Origin of the sequence: uncultured Traorella sp. (assembly GCF_944327115.1) — a bacterium.
Classification (GTDB): Bacteria; Bacillota_I; Bacilli_A; order Erysipelotrichales; family Erysipelotrichaceae; genus Traorella.
Map to the genome: position 1 here is coordinate 1 of NZ_CALVGS010000076.1, position 25053 is coordinate 25053.

The window sequence follows — 25053 nt, forward strand, 5'->3', positions numbered from 1 at the left end:
TGTCTTTCTCGGTCAGATTCTAATTTCATAAAAGAAATAAGCAACAAAATCCCAATTAAGACAGTACTGAATATAATTCTTCTTTTTCTCTTTCTTTTTTGAAATAAAACACCTTGTCTTTTTTTCAACAATTCATCCGCCGGTTTATATTTGTGATTCATAAGCCTTCCTCCAATTTTATTGTATCAGAAAAAATGCTTTTTTTAATGACAAAAGAATCACTGTTTTCGATTGTATAGCTTTTCCACAATCCTGCTTCCAAATGTTGAACCTGCAAGCAAGATCAATACGATCACACACACATCGAACAAGATAGAAGCAGAACGTATCGGAAGCATGCTGATAAGATCATGCGCTAAAAATAACCCTCCGGCAATACCTAAATATACTACGACTAAAATGATCTTTCTTAATAAGGTGAATGGATGTGAAACCTTCGTCAATACGATACAGCCATTTATGGCAATCGTAATGACAGACAACTGGGTGATTACCTCAGAATTAAAGCCTTGCATTACCGCAATCGTATAGATATAGATAATACATAAGATGACGCTCACAGCAGCTGGCAAGGACACCTTGATGACATTTTCTAAGAATTTCTTTTCAACACGATTACGATTAGGTTCGATTGCCATGAAAAATGCCGGCATACCAATAGTCAGTGAAGATACAAAGGTCAGATGAATCGGTACAAACGGATATTCAAATGGCAGCAGGATCGTTATAAAGGCTAAAAGAATAGAAAAGATCGTCTTTGTCAGAAAGAGTGTCGCCACACGCTGAATGTTATTGATCACTCTTCGTCCTTCATATAAAACTTCCGGCAATGCATCGAAATTGGAATCTAACAGTACGAGATTAGCACTTGATTTTGCCACGTCACTGCCGCTGGCCATGGCAATGCTGACATCGGCTTCTTTAAAGGCCAATACATCATTGACACCATCACCACTCATGCCTACACAATGTCCCTGTTTTTTTAAAGCAGCAATCAACGCTCTTTTTTGTTTAGGAGTGACCCTGCCGAAAATATGATATTTGCTGGCAGCTGCTTCCATTTCATCATCGTTTAATTGTGATGCATCTACATAAGAATCATAATGTTCAAGATGAACGCGCCGGGCAATCTGACTGACGGTCAATGGATGATCGCCGCTGATGATCTTGATATCTACATCCTGCTTTTTAAAATAATCGAGTGTTTCTCTTGCATCTTCACGTATCTTATCAAGAAGATAAATATCTCCGATCCACTGTAAATCTTTCAGCTCTTTATCTTGTGGAGTCGTCTTTGCTACACTGATGACACGGAAACCTTCTGCACTGGCCTTTTCAATTTTTTCCAATTGGATTTTATCAGGATGGCTCATCATAAATGAATAAGCACCCATGATATAGACAGCATCTTGATAAATGACGCCGCTATACTTTTTAGACGAATTAAATGGGATCGTTTTAACACAATCAAAACTTTTCTCAGGTGAAAAACGTTCACGGATAGCCTCAATGGTCGCATTCGCATCCTCAAGATCATACGTCATGTTTTTCATGATCGATTCAAATTGCTTATCGTTTGAATGATAACTGTCAACGATCATCTTTCCCTCAGTAATCGTACCTGTTTTATCTAAACAAAGCACATCGACACGAGCCAGCGTTTCAATGCAGTAAAGCTCCTGAACAAGTGTATGATGTCGTGCCAGATTAATGACTCCCACCGCCAAGGCAATACTTGTCAGGATCACCAATCCTTCCGGAATCATCCCGATCAAAGCGGCACTGGTATTTAAGATACTGTCCTTTAAGGTACCATGTAAAATGAAATATTGTTTGGAAAAGAGGATGATACCCAGCGGTATGATCGCAATACCGATATATTTGATGATCTTATTCAGCATATCCCGGAGTTCGGAAGGATATTTAGAATATTTCTTAGCATCTTTGGTCATCTTGGCCGCATAATTATCATTGCCGACATGAACGACCTGTACCCATGCATTGCCACCTGTTACAAAGCTTCCGGAATATAAAAAGTCACCTTCATTTTTGATAACTGTCCGGCTCTCGCCTGTCAACAAGGATTCATCCACCTCAAGAGAGCCTTCTCTTACGATGCTGTCGCTGATGATCTGATTACCCATTTTCAATTTTAAGATATCATCGACAACGATATTTTCAATTGATATCATTTCTTCTTTGCCATTTCGCAAGCATAAAGCCTTCATAGAATGAATGAGTGATATTTTATCCAATACACGTTTTGTCCTGATTTCCTGAAACGTTCCGATAACGATATTTGAGAGAACGACACCGAGAAACAACAGATTACGATACGACCCCGTAAACATGATAAGTCCGGCCAGAATGACATTGATCAAATTAAACAAAGTTAATAAATTATCCTTGAAAATCTGTTTATATGATTTCGTTGTATCCTGATCACATATATTAACGAGTCCCTTAGCAACACGTTCATCTATTTCTTCTTGATTTAATCCTGTTCTGATATCAGTTTCTTTCATATACATCAACCACCTATACGCGATTATTTTAGCATACACCAAAATAAAAAGCGAGAATCCTCGCCGAATAATACAAAACTGTAAGTTTTATATAATAAAAGGTGAAGTTTCCTCCACCTGATTAGTCAACTAATTTTAAGATTGCCATTGGAGCACAGTCACCACGACGGTTTCCTGTTTTGATAACCGTTGTATATCCTCCATTGCGATCTTTATATTTAGGACCGATTTCATTGAATAATTTCTGCAGAGCAGTTGTACCAGTCTTTTCATCAACGACAATATCGCGGATAAAGCTGGCAGCCTGACGGCATGCATGAAGATCGCCACGCTTTGCAAGAGTGATCAGTTCATCCACAACACTGCGAAGATCCTTCGCCTTCATTTCTGTTGTTTCGATTGATCCATGTGCAATTACGCTCGTAGCCATGTTTCTCAGCATTGCCTTACGGTGGTCTGCAGTACGTCCAAATCTACGATTCCACATAATTTTTATCCTCCCTTAACACCTATTCAAAACTCTTAAAAGTCAAACCTAAGTCATAGATTTTTTCTTTTACTTCTTTTAATGATTTCTTACCTAAGTTTCTGACTCTCATCATTTCATCCTCAGTTTTCTGAGTCAGTTCTTCTACCGTCTGAATACCGGCACGTTTCAGACAGTTGTAGCTGCGGACAGATAAGTCAAGGTCTTCGATCATCATCACAAGACCCTTATTAACAGGATCACCCTTATCTTCCTTCATGACTGATTCATAGTCATTCACAGCTTCGTGTACATTTGTAAGTAACTCTAAGTGGTCAATTAGTATTTTAGCACCCAATGCAATTGATTCCTGAGGTGTGATCGATCCATTTGTCCAAACCTCAAAAATAATTTTATCAAACTTAGCATTCTGACCAACGCGTGTTGGTTCAACTGAATAAGATACTCTTTCGATCGGTGTATAAATAGAGTCCGTATAAATCGTTCCTAAAGGCTGATTCTGTGTCTGATACATTTGTTTATTCAGCTCAGCATTGACGTAACCACGTCCATTATGAGCCTGAAGCTCCATTTCTAAAACGCCATCTTCTTCCAAATGACAGATTACTAAATCCTTATTTAAGACCTTAACGCCTTCCGGACAGATAATATCGCCCGCCGTTACAACACCGGGACCCTTTTTTGAAATACGCAGAGTATATACTTCATCATCAGCAATTTCCATAATGAGAGTCTTGATGCTTAAAATAATAGCTGTCACATCTTCCTTTACACCGGGAATCGATGTGAACTCGTGATAAATTCCGTCAACTTTAATTGAAAATACGGCAGCTCCCGGTAAAGAGGAGATCAAAACCCGTCTTAGTGCATTCCCAATAGTCTGGCCGAAACCTCTTTCTAATGGTTCAATCACGAATTTTCCATAATTCTCTGAGTCAACAAACTCTTTTACTTCAAAATGTGCACGTTCGAATTTTTGCATTACGATACCTCCTCAATTAAAAGTTTAAAATTAACCACGTGGCCGTTTTGGTGGACGACATCCGTTGTGTGGAATTGGAGTTACATCGTTAATTAATGTAATTTCTAATCCTGCAACCTGTAATGCTCTAACAGCTGCTTCACGTCCCGGTCCCGGACCTTTTACGTTAACTGCTACTGTTTTCATACCGTTATCAACGGCAGCTTTTCCTGCTGCTTCTCCAGCCTGCTGAGCAGCAAAAGGAGTAGACTTACGAGAACCTTTATAACCTAACGCACCTGCGCTTGACCAAGCAATCGCATTACCTGCTTCGTCAGTGATCGTTACGATCGTATTGTTGAAAGTTGAATGAATATGAGCTACCCCACGGGCAACATTTTTTCTCACACGACGTTTACGAGCACCAGCGGCTTTTTTAATCTTTGCCATAGTTTCTACCTCCTAAGTCCTATTTCTTCTTACCCGCAATAGCACGAGCTGGACCTTTACGTGTATGCGCGTTTGTCTTTGTACGCTGTCCTCTTACCGGCAATCCTTTTCTGTGACGGATGCCTCTGTAACAGCCGATTTCCATTAAACGTTTGATGTTTAACTGAACTTCACGACGTAAATCACCTTCAGTTTTGATTTCGTCTACTTTTGCACGGATTGCGTTTTCCTGAGCTTCTGTCAGATCTTTGACACGGATATCTTCAGAAATACCACATTCCTTTAAAATTTTCTTCGATGTTGGTACACCGATACCATAAACATAAGTTAATGATATTACAACACGTTTGTCACGTGGAATATCTACACCTGCAATACGAGCCATATTGTTTTTTCCTCCATTTTAACCTTGTCTTTGTTTGTGCTTAGGATTTTCACAAATAACCATCACACGACCTTTACGTTTGATGATGCGGCACTTATCGCATATTGGTTTGACAGATGGTCTTACTTTCATGCGTGTTTCCTCCTCTTTCCGACTTACTTGTGCCGGAATGTTATACGCCCACGTGTTAAATCATACGGCGAAATTTCAACAGTAACACGATCCCCTGGTAAAATGCGAATGTAATGCATACGGATTTTACCAGAAACGTGAGCCAGTATTTCGTGACCGTTTTTCAATTTCACCTTGAACATTGCGTTTGGAAGAGTATCTACGACTACTCCTTCAATCTCAATTACGTCTTGTTTACCCATTCTTTTGAAGTTCCTCCTTGTTTAATGTTGTAAGAATTTCATACCCATCTTTCGTTATCACAATGGTATGTTCATAGTGTGCAGTATTGCTTCCATCCTTTGAAACAACGCTCCACCCATCTTTAAGGATCCTCGTTTGAGGTTTACCTGCATGTACCATTGGTTCAACGGCAATCGTCATGCCTTCCTTTAAGATGACGCCACGACCAGCTGGGCCAAAATTGGGAACAGTGGGATCTTCATGTACCTGCGTACCGATCCCATGACCAGTATAATCACTAGGTATTGAGTAACCATGAGCAATGACATATTCTCCAATTGCATGAGAGATGTCACTTAAATGGTTCCCTGCTTTCGCATAGCTTAATCCGACAAATAGCGCATCATGTGTCACCTTCATAAGATCCAATGTTTTTTCATCAACATCACCGATGGCATATGTCCATGCACTATCACCGTGATAGCCATGGTAGCAGGCACCAATATCTACCGAGATTATATCACCATTTCGTAGTTTCGTATTACTTGGAATACCATGAACGAGAGTCGAGTTAACTGAAGTACATACGGCACCCTTGAAACCATACAAACCCTTAAAAGAAGGAGTTGCGTCATGTTTCAAGATCTCCTGTTCACAGATCTGTTCAATCTGCTTTGTCGTTATCCCCGCTGCCAGATAAGGCTGCAGCGCCTTATGCGCCAGCGCAACAATGCGACCGGCCTCGCGCATATACTCAATTTCTCTAGGTGATTTGGTCGTAATCATTTAATCCTCCAAGGCTTTTTGGACATCTGACCACACATCTTCAATACTTTGATTCGCATTGATCGTCGTAACCAGCCCTTTATCTGCATAATAATCAAGAACAGGCTGAGTCAGCTTTGAATACTCATCAACACGAACACGTAAGCTTTCAAGCGTATCGTCCTTGCGTTGATACAGATCTCCACCACATACATCACAAACCCCTTCTTTTTGACTTGGCTTGTTTGTAATGTGATAAATCGCACCGCATTCCTTACATATGCGGCGGCCTGTAATACGCTGAGCCAGAACATCGAAAGGAATATCCATAAATAATACTTTATCGATTTCCAGATCGCTTCCGGCTACCAGCTCATTAAAAGCACGAGCCTGATCAATAGTTCTAGGATATCCGTCAAGCAGATATCCCTTACTATGATCGCTCTTTTCAAGGAAGCTTTTCACCATTGAGTTCGTTACATCATCTGGTACAAGCAATCCTTTATCAATATAGCTTTTCGCTAACAGACCCAATTTTGTTTGTTGTGCAATTTCAGCGCGGAATATGTCCCCGGTAGAAATATGTAAAATATTAAACTTATCAAGTATTTTTTCAGACATCGTACCCTTTCCGGCACCAGGTCCTCCCATAATCAATAAGTTCATACAGCACAACCCCTTTCTATTTAATGTGTCAAGAATCCCTTATATGTTTTCTGTGTTACCTGACTAGTCAAAGACTTCACAGTTTCAATCGCAACACCGACAACGATGATCACACCGGTACCGCCCAGTCCTACATTCGTATTTGACAGAGCCGGCATTACAAGCGGTATTGCATAAGGCAGTATCGCAATAAATGCAAGCGCGATCGAACCAACAACAGTGATTCTATTTAATACCTTCGATACATAATTTTTCGTATCGTTTCCCGGACGAATACCCGGAATGTATGTTGAGCTCTTGCTGAGGTTCTCCGAAATCTTTTCAGGATCTACCTGCAGATTTGTATAGAAGAACGTAAACAGGATAATCAAAACTACATACAATATTAAACCATGCCATGAACTAAAATTCAAGACATTCGTTAACCATCTTGTAAAGCCATTCGAAGGGAAAAAGCTTGCAATCGTTACCGGAGCCACCATCACTGAGCTAGCAAAGATGACTGGCATAACACTTGCGGAATTGATCTTCAATGGCAGATATGTCAGCTCATTCGTTTTTGCCTTGATCGCACCACTCGATGTATATTGAATCGGAATACGACGATTTGCAGTATTCATCAACGTAACAAATACGATGATGATAACGAATGTCAAACAGTATAATCCAAATAACACACTTCCATTGGCAGGTGCACTTTCACCTGTACAAAGCGCATTATAGGCAGATGTAAACTGTGCCGGGAAGTTAGAAACAATTCCTGCAAAAATAATCATCGATACACCGTTTCCGATTCCCTTTGCACTGATCTGATCGCCCAGCCATAACAGAAACATCGTTCCGGCCGTCAATACGATCGATACGAACAGGAACGTAGAAACAGCATTATCTTCAAGAATACCGTATGACTTATCAAAGGCATACGTCATGGTCAAAGACTGGAACAGACACAGAGCGACACCTAAATAACGCGTATAACGATCAATTTTTTTACGTCCGATCTGTCCCTGCTTGGATAATTCACTTAATGCCGGAATAACATCCATTGAAAGGATCTGGATTATAATGGAAGCAGTAATATATGGTCCGACTCCCATCGCAAAGACGGAAAATCTCTCGAAATTACCACCACCGAGCAAATTCATCAATCCCAAAAGTGAATTATCACCCATTCCGGCAATCAGTGCTGTCGAATCAACACCGGGTACCGGAATGCTTGCACCAAATCTGAAGATGAACAGCATCAATAGTGTAAAGAGAATTCTTTTACGAATCTCTTTATTCTTAAAGACACTGATAGCAGTAGAGAACATTATAGAACCTCTGCTTTTCCGCCTGCCTGTTCAATCACTGCAGTAGCAGCAGCTGAGAACTTGTTGGCCTGCACTGTCAGCTTCTTGGTAAGTTCACCCTGTCCAAGTATCTTGACACCGTCAAGCTCCTTCTTAACTAAGCCAGCTTCCTTCAGCATATCTACAGTGACAACTGTTCCATCTTCAAAGACATTTAAACTTTCAACATTTACAATTGCATATTCTTTACGGTTGAAATTCGTAAAACCACGCTTTGGTAAACGTCTTGCCAATGGTGTCTGACCACCTTCGAAGCCTAAACGAACACCACCGCCGCTACGAGCATTCTGTCCTTTATTACCTTTACCAGCAGTTTTACCATTTCCGGAACCATGACCACGTCCGATTCTTTTTCTGGCGCGTCTTGCTCCGTCCGTATAACTCATTTCATTTAATTTCATGTTGTATTCCTCCCACTAACGAATTTCCTGAGGCTTCTTGCCACGTAATTCACTAGTTGTTTCAATTGTCTTCAAGTTCTGAAGAGCATTGATTGTTGCACTTACAACGTTTACCGGTGTACGGGAACCTAAGCATTTTGATAAAATGTTTGTAATTCCGGCTAATTCTACGACTGCACGAACAGGTCCGCCGGCAATAACTCCGGTACCTTCCGTAGCAGGACGTAAAATAACTTCACCGGCACCATAAATTCCTATGATTTCATGAGGAATCGTTCCATTTACGACAGGCACATTGAAGACGTTCTTCTTTGCATCTTCAATAGCTTTCTTAATTGCGTCAGGCACTTCATTTGCTTTACCTGTTCCAAAACCAACGCGTCCTTTTTTATCGCCGATCACTACAAGGGCAGCAAAGCGGAAACGGCGTCCACCTTTTACAACCTTCGTAACACGGTTGATTTTAACGACACGTTCTTCGAATTCTTTATCGCGTTCACGATCTCTTCTTGGTTTGCGTTCCATTCGCATGTCCTCCTAAAATTCTAGTCCGGCTTCACGAGCTGCATCAGCAAGAGCCTTGACACGTCCGTGATAGATATATCCACCACGGTCAAATACTACTTTTTTAATGTTTTTAGCCTGAGCACGTTTTGCAAGTTCAGCGCCAACTTTCTTAGCAGCTTCAACATTGCCACCGTTTTCAAGCTTCATATCAACTGAGCTGCAAGCAACTAAAGTGTTGCCGGCAACATCATCAATGATCTGCGCATGAATATGCGCATTTGAACGGAATACGTTTAAGCGAGGGCATTCAGCGGTACCGGATATTTTGGTACGAACACGTGCATGACGACGTAAACGTTCATCGTTTCTAGAAATTTTCTTAAGCATGTTCTATCTTCCTCCCACTCGCTATTTCTTACCTGCTGTCTTACCTTCCTTACGACGAACATATTCACCTTTATAGCGAATACCTTTGCCCTTGTAAGGTTCTGGTTTTCTAGCAGCACGAATATTTGCGGCAAATTCTCCAACCTTCTGCTTATCAATACCTGATACAACAATTTCAGTTGGACTTGCACATTCTACTTTGACATCGCTCCACAATTCCAGCTCAACCGGATGAGAGTAACCGATATTCAAAGTCAGCTTATTACCTGAAACGGCAGAACGGAATCCGATACCTACCAGTTCCAATCTCTTTTCAAATCCTTCGCTCACACCTACTACCATATTGTGCAGCAAAGCGCGAGTTGTACCATGCAGCTGTTTTGTAGCCTTCAAATCATTTGGGCGAGTTACATGGCATTCTCCACCTTCTACCTGGATTCCAAGTATAGGTGCAAACTGACGAGTCAAAGTTCCCTTAGGACCCTTAACCGTCACTTCATTCCCACTGGCAACCGTTACTTCGACACCAGCCGGAATGGTAATCGTTTTATTACCGATACGTGACATTTTGCTTTTCTCCTTAATTACCAAACATAAGCGATTACTTCGCCGCCACAGTGCTTAGCTCTTGCTTCTCTGTCAGTCATCAGACCTTGTGAAGTAGAGATAATGGCAATTCCTAAACCATTGAGTACTCTTGGCAGATTCTCAACCTTTGCGTACACACGCAATCCCGGTTTAGAGATTCTCTTAAGACCTGTAATTACTTTTTCTTTGTTAGGACCGTATTTTAAAGTTACAGTCATTACTTTTTTTACATCGCCTTCTACTTTGTAATCTGTGATAAATCCCTCAGATTTCAAAATTTCAGCAATTGCTTCTTTTTCTTTGCTTGCCGGTATTTCTACTGTTTCGTGACGAGCCTGAAGCCCATTACGAATTCTAGTAAGCATATCAGCAATCGGATCTGTCATCATCATGACTTTATTCCTCCTATCTCTTACCAACTAGCCTTTTTTACACCCGGAATCTGACCCTTATAAGCCAGCTCACGGAAGCAAATACGGCATAGTTTATATTTACGTAATACTGAGTGAGGACGTCCACAACGCTCACATCTCGTATATTCACGAGTTGAGAACTTCTGAGGGCGGTTTGCTTTATTGATCATCGCTTTTTTTGCCATTGAATTGTCCTCCCTATTTAGCGAACGGCATACCTAATTCTTCAAGTAATGCCTTGGCTTCTTCATTTGTATTAGCTGTTGTTACAATAACAATATCCATACCACGAACTTTGTTTACTTTATCAAAGTTGATTTCCGGGAAAATGATTTGTTCTTTAACACCCAGCGTGTAGTTACCGCGTCCGTCAAAAGCTGTCTTGCTTACACCGCGGAAATCTCTTACACGAGGAAGAGAAATACTTACCAGCTTATCCAAGAAATCATACATCTTTTCTTTTCTAAGTGTAACCTTGCAGCCAATCGGAGCACCTTCACGCAATTTGAAATTCGCAATTGACTTTTTAGCTTTCGTGATCACCGGTCTTTGTCCAGTGATCTGAGCTAATTCAGCTACAGCATCTTCGAGTGCTTTCGGATTTGCAATCGCATCTCCACAACCCATATTGATGACGATCTTATCAACATAAGGAACTTGCATCACTGATGTGTATCCGAATTTTTTAGTTAAGTTTTCGACAACAGTTGTTTTATACTTTTCCTGTAAACGGTTCATCTTTTACGCTCCTTCCTTACTTGACAATGTTACCTGTCTTTTTATAGACACGTACCTTTTTGCCATCTTCTATCTTATATCCAATTCTGCTGGCTGTCTTAGCCTTTGAATCATAGGCCATGACATTTGATACATGAATTGGAGCTTCTCTTTCAATAATCTTTCCATCAGGATCCTGCTGAGTTGGCTTCATGTGCTTCTTAATGATGTTTACACCTTCAACAACAACTCTGTTTTCCTTAGGAATTACACGAGTTACTTCAGCAACAGTACCTTTATAAGCACCGCTGATTACTTGAACTTTATCACCTTTTTTGATTTTCATGAAAGTTCCTCCTATAACACTTCCGGTGCTAAAGATACGATTTTCATGTAATCTTTATCACGCAATTCTCTTGCCACAGGTCCAAAAATTCTTGTACCACGTGGCGTCTTATCTTCTTTGATCAATACAACTGCATTGTCATCGAATTTAATGTAAGTACCGTTTTCACGACGAATGCCGCGTCTTGTTCTTACGATAACGCCTTTGACAACGTCACCCTTCTTTACAGTGCCACCCGTAGATGCCTGTTTAACTGTACAAACGACAACGTCACCGATATTGGCAAATTTTCTTTTGCTTCCACCTAAGCAGCGAATAACTAGAACTTCTTTAGCTCCGGTGTTGTCAGCGACTCTTAATCTACTTTCGTTTTGAATCATGATCAATTCCTCCTAACTAAAGAACTTCAGCCTTCTGCAGAATCTTAACCAAGCGGAAACGCTTTGTAGCAGACAATGGACGAGTTTCCATGATTTCTACAAAATCGCCGATCTTTGCTTCATTAAGTTCATCATGAGCCTTGAATTTCTTTGAATACTTTACACGCTTTCCATATAAAGGATGTGTTTTTCTAGTTTCAATAATAACAGTAATTGTTTTATCCATCTTATCTGAAACTACTGTCCCACGATAAGTTTTACGGTTAGATCTTTCCATCTCTATCCTCCTTAGTCCCGAATACCAAGCTCACGCTCAGTCATCACAGTTTTAATACGAGCAATCGTCTTTTTAATAGTTTTCATACGAGCACCATTGACAGTCTGACCAGTTGCTTGTTGGAAACGAAGGTTAAAGAGTTCAGCTTTAAGTGTTTCGATCTCAGCAAGTAATTCTTCATTACTTTTTTCTCTAATTTCTTTTACGCTCATCGTTTACTCCTCCTTACCTTTAACAACGAATTTCGTTTTAACAGGAAGTTTGTGAGACGCAAGTCTGAATGCTTCGCGGGCAACAGCTTCGTCTACACCGGCAATTTCAAACATGATGCGTCCCGGTTTTACTACGGCAACCCATCCTTCTGGAGCACCCTTACCGGATCCCATACGAACTTCAAGTGGCTTCTTCGTAATAGCTAAGTGTGGGAAAATCTTGATCCAAACTTTACCACCACGCTTCATATAACGCGTCATCGCAACACGCGCTGCTTCAATCTGACGGTTACTTACATATCCACCAGTATCAGCCATCAGACCATATTCACCGAAAGCTACTTCACGTCCTGCTTTTGCACGGCCTTCATAGCTTAATCTGTGAGGTCTTCTATATTTTGTTCTGTTAGGCATTAACATTAGTTGTTACCTCCTTCATTAGCATTTGCTTCAGCTTTTGGAGCTGCTTCAACCTGCTGCTGACGAGGCTTGCGATCATTTCTGCGATTACGATCGTTTCTGCGTCTGCGATCATTGGATCCAAACTTAGGAGCTTCAGGTTCTGTTACCATCTGTCCCGGAAGAACTTCACCGCGGCAGATCCAAACCTTAACACCCAAACGTCCGTAAGTCGTGCTTGCTTCTTCCCATGCATAGTCAATATCAGCTCTTAAGGTATGCAGAGGAACAACTCCTTCTGAATAACCTTCTGTACGAGCCATATCAGCACCGCCAAGTCTTCCGGAAACAGCTGTCTTGATACCTTTGGCACCGGCACGCATCGTTCTCTGAATTGCACGTTTCTGAGCAGTTCTGAAAGATGCACGCTGTTCCAGCTGGTCAGCAATGCTTCTGGCAACGATTCTGGCATCCAAATCAGGGTTCGCAATTTCAACGACCTTGATATAGACGTTCTTGCCATTCGTAAGCTTTGTTAATTTCTTTTTGATGTTTTCTACGTTTTCACCGTTTGTTCCGATGATCACACCCGGACGAGCAGAACGTACGATCACTTCAACACGGTTTTTTGAACGTTCGATCTCAACTCTTGATACTGCAGCAGCTTTCAGCTCAGCAAACAAGAAGTCACGAATCTTGATATCTTCTAATAATAAATCGGCATAATCTTTATTTGCATACCAGCGTGATTCCCAATCGCGGATAACACCGACACGCATTCCGATAGGACTAACTTTCTGACCCATACTTTACCTCCTAAGCACGTTCACTAACCACAACAGTGATGTGGCTAGTGCGTTTGTGGATCGCACTTGCAGATCCTTTTGCACGAGGCATGAATCTTTTTAGTACAACACCTTCGTTAGCATAACATTCTTTAACAAACAATTTGCTTTCATCCAAGCCATTATTATTAACAGCGTTGGCAACAGCAGATTTTAATACTTTTGCAGTAGCATCAGCAGCAAAGTTTGGCGTAAATCTCAAAATAGCTGCAGCTTCTTCTACGTCTTTTCCACGAATCAGATCTAAAACCAGACGAGCTTTTCTAGGTGGAATACGTAATGTTTTTGCAGTTGCTTTTACTTCCATTTTCTAGTTCCTCCTATCTTCTAGCTTTCTTATCGTCACCTGCGTGACCCGTAAATTTACGCGTTGGCACAAATTCGCCTAATTTATGACCTACCATATCTTCCGTTACATAAACCGGCAGATGTTCTTTACCGTTATAAACAGCAAAGGTATGTTCAACGAATTGAGGGAAAATTGTAGAACGACGTGACCACGTCTTAATTACTTCTTTTTTACCAGACTCATTCAGTTTTTCCACTTTCTTCATCAAGTGTTCATCAACAAAAGGTCCTTTTTTCAAACTACGACTCATTTTTCATTTCCTCCTTTCGCCTATTTACCATTTCTACGACGAACGATCAGTTTCGTAGATGCTTTCTTGCTGTCACGGGTCTTCACACCCATAGCTTTCTTGCCCCAAGGTGTCATTGGTGACTTACGTCCGATTGGCGTACGGCCTTCACCACCACCATGAGGGTGATCATTCGGGTTCATAACAGAACCACGAACAGTAGGACGAATACCCATCCAGCGGCTTCTACCGGCTTTACCGATATTTACCAGAGAGTGATCCTCATTGCCGACAACTCCGACAGTAGCACGGCAATTTCCTAAGATTTTTCTAACTTCTCCGCTCGCCAGACGAACGGTTACATATTTGTCTTCAATACCCAAGATCTGAGCACTGACACCGGCACTTCTGGCCAGCTGTCCGCCTTTACCAGGCTTTAACTCTACATTGTGAATGAATGTACCTTCAGGCATGTTTCTCATTTCCAAAGCGTTGCCGACCTTGATATCAGCACCTTCTCCTGAAAGAACCTTAGCTCCAACAGTCAAGCCTTTTGGTGCAAGAATGTAGCGTTTTTCACCATCTGCATAGTTCAGCAATGCGATATTGGCAGATCTGTTTGGATCATACTCGATGGTAGCAACCGTTGCCGGAATGCCATCTTTATTTCTCTTAAAGTCAATAATACGGTACTGACGCTTATGTCCGCCACCCTGATGACGAGTCGTAATGCGTCCGTTATTGTTACGGCCACCCTTGCTTTTCAGCGGTGCCAGCAGGCTGCGTTCCGGTGTAGATGTCGTGATCTCATCAAACGTCAGCACAGACATATTACGACGGCCGTTTGTTGTTGGCTTATATTTCTTAATTGCCATAATATTCCTTTTCCTCCTTACGCGTTTCTAGCGGGAAATAGCGTGAATCTCCCCGGATATCCTTATTCACCGAATAAGTTGATATCTTGTCCTTCAGCGATCTTAACGATTGCCTTACGAACAACTTTTGTCTTTCCCGTGTATTTTCCTACACGTTTTGTTTTTGGCTTTGTGTTCAATATGTTCACACCCACCACTTTAACACCAAAGATATTTTCAACAGCCTGTTTAACTTCAGTCTTGTTGCATCCTTTTGCGACTTCAAAGGTAACTTTGTTGTCAGTTTCCATGATCTTCATGGATTTTTCAGTGATAATTGGGCGGATAATAATATCTCTATAGTTATTCATTACCCAATACCTCCTCAACTGCCTTCACAGCTGCTTCAGTAAATACGATCTTATTTGCATTTACTATGTCATAAACATTGATCTTATCAGCTGTCAGCATCAACATGGATTCGATGTTTCTTACTGATAAATATGCATTCATGTAATCTTCATCATTTGCGGCAACGAACAATGCTTTCTTACCGGCATTGATGTTTTCGATAGCTGCAACCATATCTTTTGTCTTAGGTGCTTCCATCTTTAAAGCATCAACAACGATCATATTGTTTGTTGCTACCTTTTCACTCAGCACAGATCTTAAAGCCAGACGACGAACCTTTCTGTTCAGCTTTGTCGCATAGCTTCTAGGAGTCGGTCCGAATACGATTCCACCGCCACGATACTGCGGAGCTCTGATAGAACCCTGACGAGCGTTACCTGTACCCTTCTGACGGTAAGGCTTGCGTCCGCCGCCTCTTACTTCACGACGATTCTTCACATCATGTGTTCCCTGTCTCATAGATGCGCGCTGCATAACAATGGCATCAAAGATTACTTGCTGATTTGGCTCAATGCCAAATACTTCAGGATTAAGAGTTATATCTTTAACTTTTTCACCTGCTAGGTTAACTACGACCATATTAGGCATATCTTATTCCTCCTCATTTTTTTTGCTGTAGTCCACTAATACCTTAGGTTCTACATCACCTTTGCTGCACTTAGCAGACTGGATCATGACTAAACCTCTCTTTGGTCCAGGCACGTTTCCTTTAATTAACATGTAGTTGTTTTCAGCATCAACCTTGACAACCTCCAAATTCTTGTTAGTTGTACGGTCAACACCATAGTGACCCGGCATCGTAAATCCAGGGTCGATCTTATTCGTACCCAAACCTGTAGTAGCCGCAGATCCCATATGTCTGTGAACAGGGCCCGCACCATGAGTCTTAGGTCCGATGGTCTGATTATGGCGCTTGATAGCACCTGTAAATCCGTGACCCTTGCTTGTTCCGATCACATCGACCATTTCACCGGCTGCGAAAATATCAGCCTTGATTTCTGCTCCCAATTCGTAGCTCATCATATCTTCAGAGCGGAATTCACGAATATAGCGCTTTGGAGCCGTATTAACTTTCTTGGCGTGTCCGACAGCAGCTTTTGTAGCTCTTCTTTCTTTCACGTCTTCCATTCCCAATTGGATAGCAACGTATCCATCATTTTCCATTGTTTTCTTCTGTAAAACAACATTTGGCTGAACCTCAACGACTGTTACTGGAATCAGAATACCATCTTCCGTAAAGACCTGAGTCATACCTACTTTGCGTCCTAATAATCCTTTCATGATGTCACCTCCAGCTTACAGCTTGATCTCGATGTCAACACCACTCGGCAGCTCCAAACGGCTCAATGCATCGATTGTTTCTGCTGTAGGTCCAACGATCTCAATCAATCTCTTGTGTGTTCTGATTTCGAACTGTTCACGAGAGTCTTTGTATTTGTGTACCGCACGCAGGATTGTTACTACCTGCTTTTCAGTTGGAAGTGGTACAGGTCCAACGATTTTTTTAGCACCATGTGCCTGGGCAGCTGTTACGATCTTTTCTGCACTTGAATCAAGGATTCTGTGCTCGTAAGCCTTTAAGCGAATTCTAACGCTATTCTTTGCCATGTTATCTCTCCTTCTCTTCCGTTCTCGACGGAGTTCAACCGCTCGATACAAATTCCCTGACTGTACACCGTGACAACGTATCTCAGTGTGTCAGCAACCTCGCATGTCAACGCGGAATCTCCAATATTATAACAAGCAAAACCCTATAATGCAAGCCTTTTTTTTGCGTTTTTTTACCTTTTTTGGCTTTTTTTCGCACTATTTCTTTTATCGTGCACCTTCAGGTTCTTAACAGTTATTTTTTTGCCATTTATAACTTTTTTAGTTGAACGATGCTTATTTTCAAAATATATTTATAAATATTCCATTATTCTCCAAATGGATTTTCTTCTTATTTTAAATAATTGATTACAATATCTTTCTGAATAAATGAAAATTTCTTATTTTAAAATTCTGATCGTTATAATTTGTAGACCTTTCATAAAAATAAGGCAAAAACCACCCTTTTGCCTTAGAATAAAGAAATTCTCCAATGAAACGCCTTAAAGATCAATAATCATATATCAATCATTTTGAAAACGAATATAATCCTCCACAGGTTCGATCAATGTCCGCAAGAAAGTATCTTCACCATAACCATCAATGCGCAATAATCCCGTACTTCCACCCGCTGTTATCGCAAACAGCTCAATCTTTTCCTGATAATGTAAAATCGTTATATTCATGCTTACCCAGCTATTATTCAACAAACTATAACGTTCACATATTAAAATAAAACATTCAACATCATTGATGATCGTATTTTGTTTATCAACAATTTCCAAAGAAGATGAACCATCTTTAAGACTTTGTTCAAGATAACCTATAAAATCATGAAAATCTCCTGTTAAACACTGATGATAAGATGCCATAAGATCCCCCTTTCTTTTCATTTTCATTATAATATAAGAAAAACAAGGAAGCCAGTATTTCCTTGTCTTTCTTTCTATAAATGCTTACATAAGTCTTTAAGGTTGTCTTCATTTAAGGTTATGACCAATGCAAGCGCTCCTTCTCTTGCATCAAATTCGCTGAGATGTACGATTTGATGAAAGTAGCAGAAAATCTTCTCATACAAGGGAAATATCCGGTCAATCATTTCTTTCCCTGTATCACTCAGCAGATATACCTGCTGTTTCTGATGCACGAGATATCCTTTTTCCGTAAGTATTGCCAGTATTTTGCGGATCGAAGCTCTCGATACACCTAATGCGGAAGCAATATCAATACCTCTGATACCCTCACACGCTGCTTTTTGGGTAATCACACCCATGAGCAGGCATTTCAGTTGTCCTCTTGTTAATGGCGGCTGCATTTCTGACATCCTGCACAATTGCCTGAGCATCCGCAAGACTTTGATTTACGTATCGAACGCAATGCAAGTACCACACAGCCGGCAAGGATCAATAATACAACTATATCCATCTTACACCATCACTTTTTAGCCGGACGAAGCAGCAGATAAAGCAGCAGTACAAGCACCGCAATGCCAAACACTGTTCCAATGCCAAAGACTCCCGTTGTGATCCAGCTGCCCAGCTGATAGATGATCAAGGCGATGGCATAAGCAAAGCAGCACTGATATCCAATAGCGATCCATGTCCACTTGGCACTGCCCATTTCTCTTGAAATCGCACCAATAGCCGCAAAGCATGGAGCACACAACAAATTGAAGACTAAGAAACTGTAAGCCGATAGCATCGTATATTCACTTGCCAGCGTGCCCCAGATTTCAGCACCATCTTCTGCAACTTCCGCAAATCCATAAAGTACTCCAAACGTTGATACAACATTTTCTTTCGCAATCAAGCCTGTGACGGTCGCAACTGTTGCCTTCCAGTTTCCAAAGCCAAGCGGCGAGAAGACAAAGGCAAAGGCATTACCAATCGAAGCTAAGATAGATTCGTTGTTATCGACCATCTCCAATCGCCAGTTGAAGCCCTGTAAGAACCAAAGGACGATTGCCGATACAAAGATGATCGTACCCGCTTTTTTCGCAAAGGCTTTTGAACGATCCCACATATGCAGAAGGACACCTTTTGCCTTCGGCATATGGTAGGCCGGCAATTCCATGACAAATGGAGCTGCATCGCCTTCAAAAAGCTTCGTTTTCTTTAATATAATTCCACTCACAATAATGGCAGCCATTCCTACAAAGTATGCGCTTGGTGATACCCAGGATGCATTATTAAATAATGCACCCGCAATCAAAGCAATAATTGGGAGTTTAGCGGAACAAGGAATAAACGTCGTTGTCATGATCGTCATTTTACGATCACGGTCATTTTCAATTGTACGACTTGCCATGATTGCAGGTACACCACAACCCGTTCCTATCAGCATAGGAATAAAACTCTTTCCGGATAAACCAAATTTTCTTAAGATCCTATCCATGATAAACGCAATACGCGCCATATAGCCGCAGTCTTCAAGAAGTGCTAACAGCAAGAATAAGACCATCATCTGCGGCAGGAAACCTAATACGGCACCCACACCACCGATAACGCCATCAATGATCAGTGAATACAGCCAATCAGCAACTCCTGCCGACTCTAACGCATCACCTACGATGACCGGAACGCCCGGTACCCAGATACCATATTCAGAAGTATCCGGCTCACCTGCTTCAACGATTGCTTCAGCCTCATCTACAACACTGTCTGTAATCGTAACCGTTTCAAGTTCAACATCTTCATCATCATAGATAACGACAACCGTTTCACCTTCTTCCACTGCAGCCATGATCTGGTCCGCACGGCTATATGCTGCAGCATCTTCTTCATATTCGCTCGTACCGATACCAAATAAGTGCCAGCCATCACCAAATACACCCTCATTGGCCCAGTCCGTGGCCCATGTACCGATCGTTGTCACGGAAATATAATAAACCAGCCACATCACAACGACAAAGATTGGCAGAGCCAGCCAGCGGTTGGTCACGATCTTATCGATCTTATCACTTGTTGATAAATCAGACTTATTCTTTTTGACATAAATATCTTTTAAGATCGAGCTGATCAATTCATATCTTTCGGAAGTTATGATACTTTCCGCATCATCATCCATTTTCTCTTCAAGTGCTGTACGAATCTTATCAATTTCACTCTTGATGCTCTCAGCCAGATCAACTTCCTCTACGACCTTCTCATCATTTTCCAAAAGCTTCACGGCATACCAGCGTAAGAGGTGATGTTCAAACTTGCCATCGATCAGGGCACTTACTTCTTCCAAGCTTTTTTCAAGCTCACCGTTGTATTTTAAATATTTTTGGGCACGTTGTTTTTCAAGCTGGTGAGCAGCTTCCATCAGTTCCTTACAGCCTTCACCGCTCACTGCACTGATCTCAACCACCTTACAATTTAAACGCTTCTCTAATTCTTTGACATTGATTTCATCCTTATTCTTTCGAACAACATCCATCATATTCAATGCAATGACCATCGGCACGCCCAATTCCATGACCTGTGTTGTCAGATATAAGTTTCTCTCCAGATTCGTCGCATCTACGATATTGATGATCACATCCGGATGTTGGCTCACGATATAATTACGTGCGACCACTTCTTCCAAAGTATAAGGCGATAATGAATAAATACCCGGCAAGTCCTGAATGATGACATCTTTTCTGCCCTTCAGTCTTCCCTCTTTCTTCTCAACGGTAACCCCCGGCCAGTTCCCCACATACTGACTGCTGCCGGTAAGCTCATTAAACAAAGTCGTTTTTCCACAGTTTGGATTCCCCACTAAAGCATATATCATAAGTCCCTCCATTTAGTTAGCCAAATCTAACCATACGATTAAAAAAATTACTTTACCTCAACCATTTCCGCATCTGCCTTACGCAATGACAATTCATACGAGCGGAGATTGATTTCGATCGGATCACCTAAAGGCGCAACCTTACGCACTAAAATACCCGTTCCCTTCGTAATGCCCATATCCATGATCCTTTTTTTAACCGGACCACTTCCATGAATTTTCACTACTGTAACTTTCTCATTCGGTGAACACTCTCTCAATGTTTTCATGCTACCCTCCTAATCAACAAGAATACGGCTTGCCATCTTCTTATCTACCGCAATACGTGTACCCTTGACATTTAAGATCAAATTACCGCCAAGCTCATTGACAACACTTAATTCAACCCCTTCAATAAAACCCAGATCAGCCAGATGACGCTTCACATCATCCTTACCCGTGATCTTATAGATCCGCATCATTTTACCCGTACTCGCTAAAGTTAATGGCATATACCTTCTCCTCTCAGTTAGTCAAATCTAACTTACAGGAAAATATTACCACCGGCTAACTTTTTTGTCAATAGAACGTTCGATATTTTTTCAAATTACTTTCACTTCGTTTTCATTATTAAAAAGAAGTACGAGATCCTTCCCGTACTTCTCATCGATCCGCATCAAATACGATACCGGCACTTTTCTTTGCCATATCAATGACTTTCATTACCTGCAATGAATGTTCCAGCATCTTATAACAGCTCTCATGATCCTTTTCTTCAATCATCTTCAACATAGCTCCGCCATAATAGTAATGAGCCCCATCATGTTTTTGAAGATCCAAGTGACATTCTTCACCATTACGCAAATGAACCACCGCTTTTTTTGTCATGCTGCTGGCACCTTCGACATAGATATAACCCTTTTCACCCTGAATCTGACAGAAATTAACACCGATATTATCCTTACTTCCTACACAGCTTACAACCATATTTTCATAATTTAAGGATAATACACCGCTCGTATCGATTCCTTCTTTGATATTGGCCTCATAGTGAACGCTTTGCGGCATACCAAACAAACCAACGACAAAATGCAGGTTATATACATTGATGTCCATCAAGGCACCACCGGAAAAAGCAGGTGTAAATACATTCGGCTTCCCACCCTCTAAAAAAGCATCATATTTACGTGAATACTGCGACATATTGCACTCTACGATCCTAACTGGCATAATATCCTTCAATTTTTCTTTAACAGCCAGATAATTAGGATTATAAACAGTTGTAATGGCCTCAAAAAGAAAACATGTTGTTTTCCTGCATAAAGCAATCAATTCCTCACATTCCTTTACATTCGAACAGAAAGGCTTCTCTACGATCACATTCTTATTTGCCAGCATGGCCTTTTTCGCATGTTCAAAATGTAATGAATTCGGCGAAGCCACATAAATGCAGTCAATCTCATCATCTTTCAGCATCTCATCCAAATCGGTATAAATCTTATCCACATGATATTTTTCAGCTAATGCCTGAGCTGTTTCATGCTTTCTTGAATAAATCGCCGTATATTCATTTTGTTCATATTCCAGCAATTGTCCCATGACCCAGTCTGTAATTGAGCCGGTTCCTATCGTTCCTATTTTCATGATTACCTCCCATTACCAATTATATTTTTTCATAAAATGTTCTTCCATATAATAAGCAAAGCCATCTTCATTATTCGTTCTTTCTGTGATGTCATCAGCAATTGCTTTCGTATCATCGCTGCCATTGGCCATACAAACACCCCATCCGGCACATTCCAGCATTGAATTATCATTGCTCGTATCACCAAAAGCCAGCACGTCCTTCAAATCAATGTCATTCATCTTACAAAATTCTTTAAGGGCATAATCTTTTGAAGTTCTCTTATCCGCAAACTCAATCAATGTAGGCTGTGTTTTAAACCCCTTATAGGGTGCATCCAGTTTTTCAAGCATTGCTTCGATCTCATCCATCTGACTCTCTTTGATACGAAACATGATCTTGGCATTCTCTTCCGCATACATCTCTTTCATATCTTTTACAACAATAACTTCCTTACCGTTTTTTCTTGAAGAACGCATCATGTTTTCATCAGCATCCTTACACATCATAACATCATGATAATAAATATAAGGATTACTATGATAGGGCTCCATCAGCTCAATGATTTCCTTCATCCATTCTCTTTTCAGCTTATAGTAATCATACTGCTTCTGCGCTTTCTCATCCCATAGCTCAGAACCATTCATACCGATCAGGATATCAAAATTATAATCAAAGCCCCATAGTTTTGCTTTGGTATTCACTTCATTGATCGGTCTTCCTGAGGCAATACCAAAAAGGATGCCATGATCATGCAAACGATCGATGATGTTTTTTGTATAAGGCGTTAATCGCTGATCATCTGTAATCAAAGTACTGTCAATATCGCACAGTACCATCCGGATCCTATCCATAAATATCCTCCTTTCACAAAACCAAACCTCTTTTATTTTACCATAACAAAAGCCTGTTTGAAACTCAAACAGGCTAACAATTAATCTTTAATTCCAATAAACTTTACCGTATGCAATCTTCTGACTGAATAGATCAAAAGCGGTGTAATAACTAGCGCAACAGCTAATGTCAATAAGTTATATGCCAGATTATAAGTCCATGCCGAATAGATCCAAGCCGCCAGGCTGCCAGCCGCTTCACCTTCAGGGAACCAGAAATAGACCCCTGCCAATACATGAGAAGCATATTTTAGAAACATGCAGCCAACGATTCCCGTATAAATATTACTGATCGTAAAATTACCTAACTTAATACGCGGGAAAAGACTGGCAAGACCTAACAGACCATAAGGAATCACATAATCCAATAAGGTTTGCATGGGCGTAACAATATAATTATGCATTCCAAAAAGGGTTCCAATTACCCAGCTTAACAGTGATACCACAACACCTCTTGCCCATCCTAAATGATAGCTGGCTACAAAGCAGGCAATGACGGAATATTCCAGTGATCCGCCATTAGGCATCTGAATGATCGGAAACATTTCATTCAGATAGGTCAAGACGAGTGATAGGGCCACATAAAAGGCCATAAAGACTAAATTCAATACTTCATTTCTAGTTTTGTTCATAAAAAAACACCTCCATGAGGCGTAAGAACATCAAAAAAATTGACTCCCTACGCTAGTACTAACTAGATCAGGTCAAAGGGACTCTCTCAGCTTCACGCACCCCTGTCGACGTTTTTATTATAAACTTATTTTCATAAATGTAAAGAAAAAGATGACATTCATCATCTTTTTTGACATTGATCGATAAATAATTGAAAAATAGCTTTCATCTTTTCATCAGCAGCTGCCATCATTTCCGGATGCCACTGGATTCCTAACATCCAGCTTCCCTCTTTTTTGAAAATCGCTTCGATGATACCATCTTCACTTGTCGCAACCGCTTCAAATGCATCAGCCAATTTATGAATGGCCTGATGATGAAAACTATTCACATTGGCCTTCTTTTGGAAGATATCATAAAGAAAGGAATCTTTTTTAATCCGTACTTCATGTGATGAAAGATGTCGTGGTATGTTTTGTGAATGATCCATGACAAATTCTTTTTGAACATGAAGATCCTGATACAGATTACCGCCATAAGCTACATTCAACATCTGATGACCTTTACAGATAGCTAATAATGGCTTGTTTAATTTTTCAGCAAGCTCGATCACCCACAGATACAGCTGATCTACCTCATGAAAGATCTCACCACATTCAGGTATGGGTTTTTCATGATAAAAAGCAGGATCGATATCATTGCCACCCGGAAGGATCACTCCATCAGCCATCGTTAAAAGCCGTTCAACATCTTCTTTTTCTTTCTGCAGCGGAATGATAAACGGAAGTCCATTGCACATTTCAACAGCTTTTACGTATTCCTCTGTGATATAACTATAAAGCTCTCCTTCAAAGATACCCGCCTCTTTATTTTTTTTGATTCCTGAAGCAATCGCAATCACCGGTTTCATCTTTTTTCCTCCAAATTCAATTATCTATATTATATCACTCATTATTTCAAAAACGCAGCATCTCTTAAAACAAATTTTTTTGTCAAAAAAAGGGTCACCTGATATCAGGTCAACCCTTTGAGATACTCAAATTAAGCGATAACTGAAGTAACGTTTCCAGCTCCTACAGTTCTACCACCTTCACGGATCGTGAACTTAGTACCCTGTTCAACAGCGATTGGGTGGATCAATTCAACTTCCATTTCAACGTTGTCGCCTGGCATAACCATTTCAACACCTTCTGGAAGAGTGATGACACCAGTAACGTCAGTTGTACGGAAATAGAACTGAGGACGGTAGTTAGATACGAATGGAGTGTGACGTCCACCTTCTTCTTTAGTCAGTACGTAAACCTGAGCCTTGAAGTGATGATGTGGATGTACAGATCCT

At 40.8% G+C, this 25053-nt stretch carries 40 protein-coding genes, 1 pseudogene and 1 riboswitch; all 41 genes and pseudogenes read right to left on the reverse strand.

Features of this window, described 5'->3' with window-relative positions; genetic code table 11:
- Positions 1-218: 218 nt before the first annotated feature.
- Positions 219-2525, reverse strand: coding sequence for an HAD-IC family P-type ATPase (locus Q0K35_RS06980; RefSeq protein WP_294561944.1), 2307 nt, complete (start codon positions 2523-2525; stop codon positions 219-221).
- Between the two features lie 121 nt (positions 2526-2646).
- On the reverse strand, positions 2647-3012 hold the full coding sequence (gene rplQ, locus Q0K35_RS06985; RefSeq protein WP_294561945.1) for a 50S ribosomal protein L17: 366 nt from the start codon (positions 3010-3012) through the stop codon (positions 2647-2649).
- Positions 3013-3034: 22 nt separating this feature from the next.
- Positions 3035-3994, reverse strand: coding sequence for a DNA-directed RNA polymerase subunit alpha (locus tag Q0K35_RS06990; RefSeq protein ID WP_294561946.1), 960 nt, complete (start codon positions 3992-3994; stop codon positions 3035-3037).
- A gap of 30 nt (positions 3995-4024) precedes the next feature.
- The gene (gene rpsK / locus Q0K35_RS06995; protein ID WP_071441994.1) at positions 4025-4423 is read right to left on the reverse strand and encodes a 30S ribosomal protein S11; all 399 of its coding nucleotides are present in this window, start codon (positions 4421-4423) and stop codon (positions 4025-4027) included.
- Between the two features lie 19 nt (positions 4424-4442).
- Positions 4443-4808 carry a 30S ribosomal protein S13 gene (gene rpsM, locus Q0K35_RS07000; protein ID WP_071441993.1) on the reverse strand — a complete coding sequence of 122 codons (366 nt, stop codon included), beginning with the start codon at positions 4806-4808 and terminating at the stop codon, positions 4443-4445.
- Positions 4809-4826: 18 nt separating this feature from the next.
- The gene (rpmJ, locus tag Q0K35_RS07005; RefSeq protein ID WP_022936356.1) at positions 4827-4940 is read right to left on the reverse strand and encodes a 50S ribosomal protein L36; all 114 of its coding nucleotides are present in this window, start codon (positions 4938-4940) and stop codon (positions 4827-4829) included.
- 23 nt (positions 4941-4963) lie between these two features.
- Positions 4964-5182, reverse strand: coding sequence for a translation initiation factor IF-1 (gene infA / locus Q0K35_RS07010; protein ID WP_071441992.1), 219 nt, complete (start codon positions 5180-5182; stop codon positions 4964-4966).
- The gene (gene map / locus Q0K35_RS07015; protein WP_294561947.1) at positions 5175-5948 is read right to left on the reverse strand and encodes a type I methionyl aminopeptidase; all 774 of its coding nucleotides are present in this window, start codon (positions 5946-5948) and stop codon (positions 5175-5177) included. Before map ends, infA begins: the two co-directional genes overlap by 8 nt.
- A complete protein-coding gene (locus tag Q0K35_RS07020) occupies positions 5949-6593 on the reverse strand; it encodes an adenylate kinase (protein WP_294561948.1) in 645 nt (214 codons plus the stop codon).
- A gap of 20 nt (positions 6594-6613) precedes the next feature.
- A complete protein-coding gene (gene secY / locus Q0K35_RS07025; protein WP_294561949.1) occupies positions 6614-7906 on the reverse strand; it encodes a preprotein translocase subunit SecY in 1293 nt (430 codons plus the stop codon).
- On the reverse strand, positions 7906-8346 hold the full coding sequence (gene rplO / locus Q0K35_RS07030; RefSeq protein WP_294561950.1) for a 50S ribosomal protein L15: 441 nt from the start codon (positions 8344-8346) through the stop codon (positions 7906-7908). The genes secY and rplO overlap by 1 nt, the downstream gene beginning before the upstream one ends.
- A gap of 15 nt (positions 8347-8361) precedes the next feature.
- Positions 8362-8871, reverse strand: coding sequence for a 30S ribosomal protein S5 (gene rpsE / locus Q0K35_RS07035; RefSeq protein ID WP_294561951.1), 510 nt, complete (start codon positions 8869-8871; stop codon positions 8362-8364).
- Between the two features lie 12 nt (positions 8872-8883).
- A complete protein-coding gene (gene rplR / locus Q0K35_RS07040) occupies positions 8884-9240 on the reverse strand; it encodes a 50S ribosomal protein L18 (RefSeq protein WP_294561952.1) in 357 nt (118 codons plus the stop codon).
- A gap of 21 nt (positions 9241-9261) precedes the next feature.
- Positions 9262-9807 carry a 50S ribosomal protein L6 gene (rplF, locus tag Q0K35_RS07045; RefSeq protein WP_294561953.1) on the reverse strand — a complete coding sequence of 182 codons (546 nt, stop codon included), beginning with the start codon at positions 9805-9807 and terminating at the stop codon, positions 9262-9264.
- Between the two features lie 17 nt (positions 9808-9824).
- Entirely contained in the window at positions 9825-10220 is a 396-nt protein-coding gene (gene rpsH / locus Q0K35_RS07050; protein WP_294561954.1) for a 30S ribosomal protein S8, read from the reverse strand.
- A gap of 20 nt (positions 10221-10240) precedes the next feature.
- On the reverse strand, positions 10241-10426 hold the full coding sequence (locus tag Q0K35_RS07055; RefSeq protein ID WP_071441983.1) for a type Z 30S ribosomal protein S14: 186 nt from the start codon (positions 10424-10426) through the stop codon (positions 10241-10243).
- A 13-nt stretch (positions 10427-10439) separates the two neighbouring features.
- Positions 10440-10979, reverse strand: coding sequence for a 50S ribosomal protein L5 (gene rplE / locus Q0K35_RS07060; protein WP_294561955.1), 540 nt, complete (start codon positions 10977-10979; stop codon positions 10440-10442).
- A gap of 16 nt (positions 10980-10995) precedes the next feature.
- Positions 10996-11304, reverse strand: a complete 309-nt coding sequence (rplX, locus tag Q0K35_RS07065; protein ID WP_294561956.1) for a 50S ribosomal protein L24 — start codon at positions 11302-11304, stop codon at positions 10996-10998.
- 11 nt (positions 11305-11315) lie between these two features.
- Positions 11316-11684 carry a 50S ribosomal protein L14 gene (gene rplN, locus Q0K35_RS07070; RefSeq protein WP_071441980.1) on the reverse strand — a complete coding sequence of 123 codons (369 nt, stop codon included), beginning with the start codon at positions 11682-11684 and terminating at the stop codon, positions 11316-11318.
- A gap of 16 nt (positions 11685-11700) precedes the next feature.
- Positions 11701-11961, reverse strand: coding sequence for a 30S ribosomal protein S17 (gene rpsQ / locus Q0K35_RS07075; RefSeq protein ID WP_071441979.1), 261 nt, complete (start codon positions 11959-11961; stop codon positions 11701-11703).
- An 11-nt stretch (positions 11962-11972) separates the two neighbouring features.
- On the reverse strand, positions 11973-12173 hold the full coding sequence (gene rpmC, locus Q0K35_RS07080; protein ID WP_294561957.1) for a 50S ribosomal protein L29: 201 nt from the start codon (positions 12171-12173) through the stop codon (positions 11973-11975).
- A 3-nt stretch (positions 12174-12176) separates the two neighbouring features.
- On the reverse strand, positions 12177-12593 hold the full coding sequence (rplP, locus tag Q0K35_RS07085) for a 50S ribosomal protein L16 (protein WP_071441977.1): 417 nt from the start codon (positions 12591-12593) through the stop codon (positions 12177-12179).
- Positions 12593-13378 carry a 30S ribosomal protein S3 gene (rpsC, locus tag Q0K35_RS07090; RefSeq protein ID WP_294561958.1) on the reverse strand — a complete coding sequence of 262 codons (786 nt, stop codon included), beginning with the start codon at positions 13376-13378 and terminating at the stop codon, positions 12593-12595. The genes rplP and rpsC overlap by 1 nt, the downstream gene beginning before the upstream one ends.
- Before the next feature lie 10 nt (positions 13379-13388).
- On the reverse strand, positions 13389-13724 hold the full coding sequence (rplV, locus tag Q0K35_RS07095) for a 50S ribosomal protein L22 (RefSeq protein ID WP_294561959.1): 336 nt from the start codon (positions 13722-13724) through the stop codon (positions 13389-13391).
- Positions 13725-13737: 13 nt separating this feature from the next.
- Positions 13738-14016, reverse strand: a complete 279-nt coding sequence (gene rpsS / locus Q0K35_RS07100) for a 30S ribosomal protein S19 (RefSeq protein ID WP_294561960.1) — start codon at positions 14014-14016, stop codon at positions 13738-13740.
- Positions 14017-14036: 20 nt separating this feature from the next.
- On the reverse strand, positions 14037-14870 hold the full coding sequence (gene rplB, locus Q0K35_RS07105; protein ID WP_294561961.1) for a 50S ribosomal protein L2: 834 nt from the start codon (positions 14868-14870) through the stop codon (positions 14037-14039).
- A 62-nt stretch (positions 14871-14932) separates the two neighbouring features.
- Complete coding sequence (rplW, locus tag Q0K35_RS07110) at positions 14933-15220, reverse strand: 50S ribosomal protein L23 (RefSeq protein ID WP_294561962.1); 288 nt, start codon at positions 15218-15220, stop codon at positions 14933-14935.
- Positions 15213-15848, reverse strand: a complete 636-nt coding sequence (gene rplD / locus Q0K35_RS07115; protein ID WP_294561963.1) for a 50S ribosomal protein L4 — start codon at positions 15846-15848, stop codon at positions 15213-15215. Before rplD ends, rplW begins: the two co-directional genes overlap by 8 nt.
- A 3-nt stretch (positions 15849-15851) precedes the next feature.
- On the reverse strand, positions 15852-16541 hold the full coding sequence (rplC, locus tag Q0K35_RS07120) for a 50S ribosomal protein L3 (RefSeq protein WP_294561964.1): 690 nt from the start codon (positions 16539-16541) through the stop codon (positions 15852-15854).
- A 15-nt stretch (positions 16542-16556) separates the two neighbouring features.
- Positions 16557-16868, reverse strand: coding sequence for a 30S ribosomal protein S10 (rpsJ, locus tag Q0K35_RS07125; RefSeq protein WP_071441969.1), 312 nt, complete (start codon positions 16866-16868; stop codon positions 16557-16559).
- Positions 16869-17371: 503 nt separating this feature from the next.
- Positions 17372-17719, reverse strand: coding sequence for a DUF6054 family protein (locus Q0K35_RS07130; RefSeq protein WP_294561965.1), 348 nt, complete (start codon positions 17717-17719; stop codon positions 17372-17374).
- 74 nt (positions 17720-17793) lie between these two features.
- Positions 17794-18162, reverse strand: a complete 369-nt coding sequence (locus Q0K35_RS07135) for an HTH domain-containing protein (RefSeq protein WP_294561966.1) — start codon at positions 18160-18162, stop codon at positions 17794-17796.
- The gene (locus Q0K35_RS07140) at positions 18147-18272 is read right to left on the reverse strand and encodes a FeoB-associated Cys-rich membrane protein (protein ID WP_294561967.1); all 126 of its coding nucleotides are present in this window, start codon (positions 18270-18272) and stop codon (positions 18147-18149) included. The genes Q0K35_RS07135 and Q0K35_RS07140 overlap by 16 nt, the downstream gene beginning before the upstream one ends.
- Positions 18273-18281: 9 nt before the next feature.
- Positions 18282-20606: a ferrous iron transport protein B gene (gene feoB / locus Q0K35_RS07145; RefSeq protein ID WP_294561968.1), complete on the reverse strand. Its 2325-nt coding sequence runs from the start codon at positions 20604-20606 to the stop codon at positions 18282-18284.
- 47 nt (positions 20607-20653) lie between these two features.
- Complete coding sequence (locus Q0K35_RS07150) at positions 20654-20875, reverse strand: ferrous iron transport protein A (RefSeq protein WP_294561969.1); 222 nt, start codon at positions 20873-20875, stop codon at positions 20654-20656.
- A 9-nt stretch (positions 20876-20884) separates the two neighbouring features.
- Positions 20885-21097, reverse strand: coding sequence for a FeoA family protein (locus tag Q0K35_RS07155; RefSeq protein WP_294561970.1), 213 nt, complete (start codon positions 21095-21097; stop codon positions 20885-20887).
- Positions 21098-21248: 151 nt separating this feature from the next.
- Positions 21249-22229: a Gfo/Idh/MocA family oxidoreductase gene (locus Q0K35_RS07160; protein ID WP_294561971.1), complete on the reverse strand. Its 981-nt coding sequence runs from the start codon at positions 22227-22229 to the stop codon at positions 21249-21251.
- Between the two features lie 12 nt (positions 22230-22241).
- On the reverse strand, positions 22242-23063 hold the full coding sequence (locus Q0K35_RS07165) for a Cof-type HAD-IIB family hydrolase (RefSeq protein ID WP_294561972.1): 822 nt from the start codon (positions 23061-23063) through the stop codon (positions 22242-22244).
- Between the two features lie 80 nt (positions 23064-23143).
- Positions 23144-23734 carry an energy-coupled thiamine transporter ThiT gene (locus tag Q0K35_RS07170; RefSeq protein ID WP_294561973.1) on the reverse strand — a complete coding sequence of 197 codons (591 nt, stop codon included), beginning with the start codon at positions 23732-23734 and terminating at the stop codon, positions 23144-23146.
- A gap of 27 nt (positions 23735-23761) precedes the next feature.
- Positions 23762-23848, reverse strand: a riboswitch (TPP riboswitch).
- A 47-nt stretch (positions 23849-23895) separates the two neighbouring features.
- Positions 23896-24624: a gamma-glutamyl-gamma-aminobutyrate hydrolase family protein gene (locus Q0K35_RS07175; RefSeq protein ID WP_294561974.1), complete on the reverse strand. Its 729-nt coding sequence runs from the start codon at positions 24622-24624 to the stop codon at positions 23896-23898.
- Between the two features lie 131 nt (positions 24625-24755).
- Positions 24756-25053 (reverse strand): annotated as a pseudogene (tuf, locus tag Q0K35_RS07180) (elongation factor Tu); the annotation flags it as partial.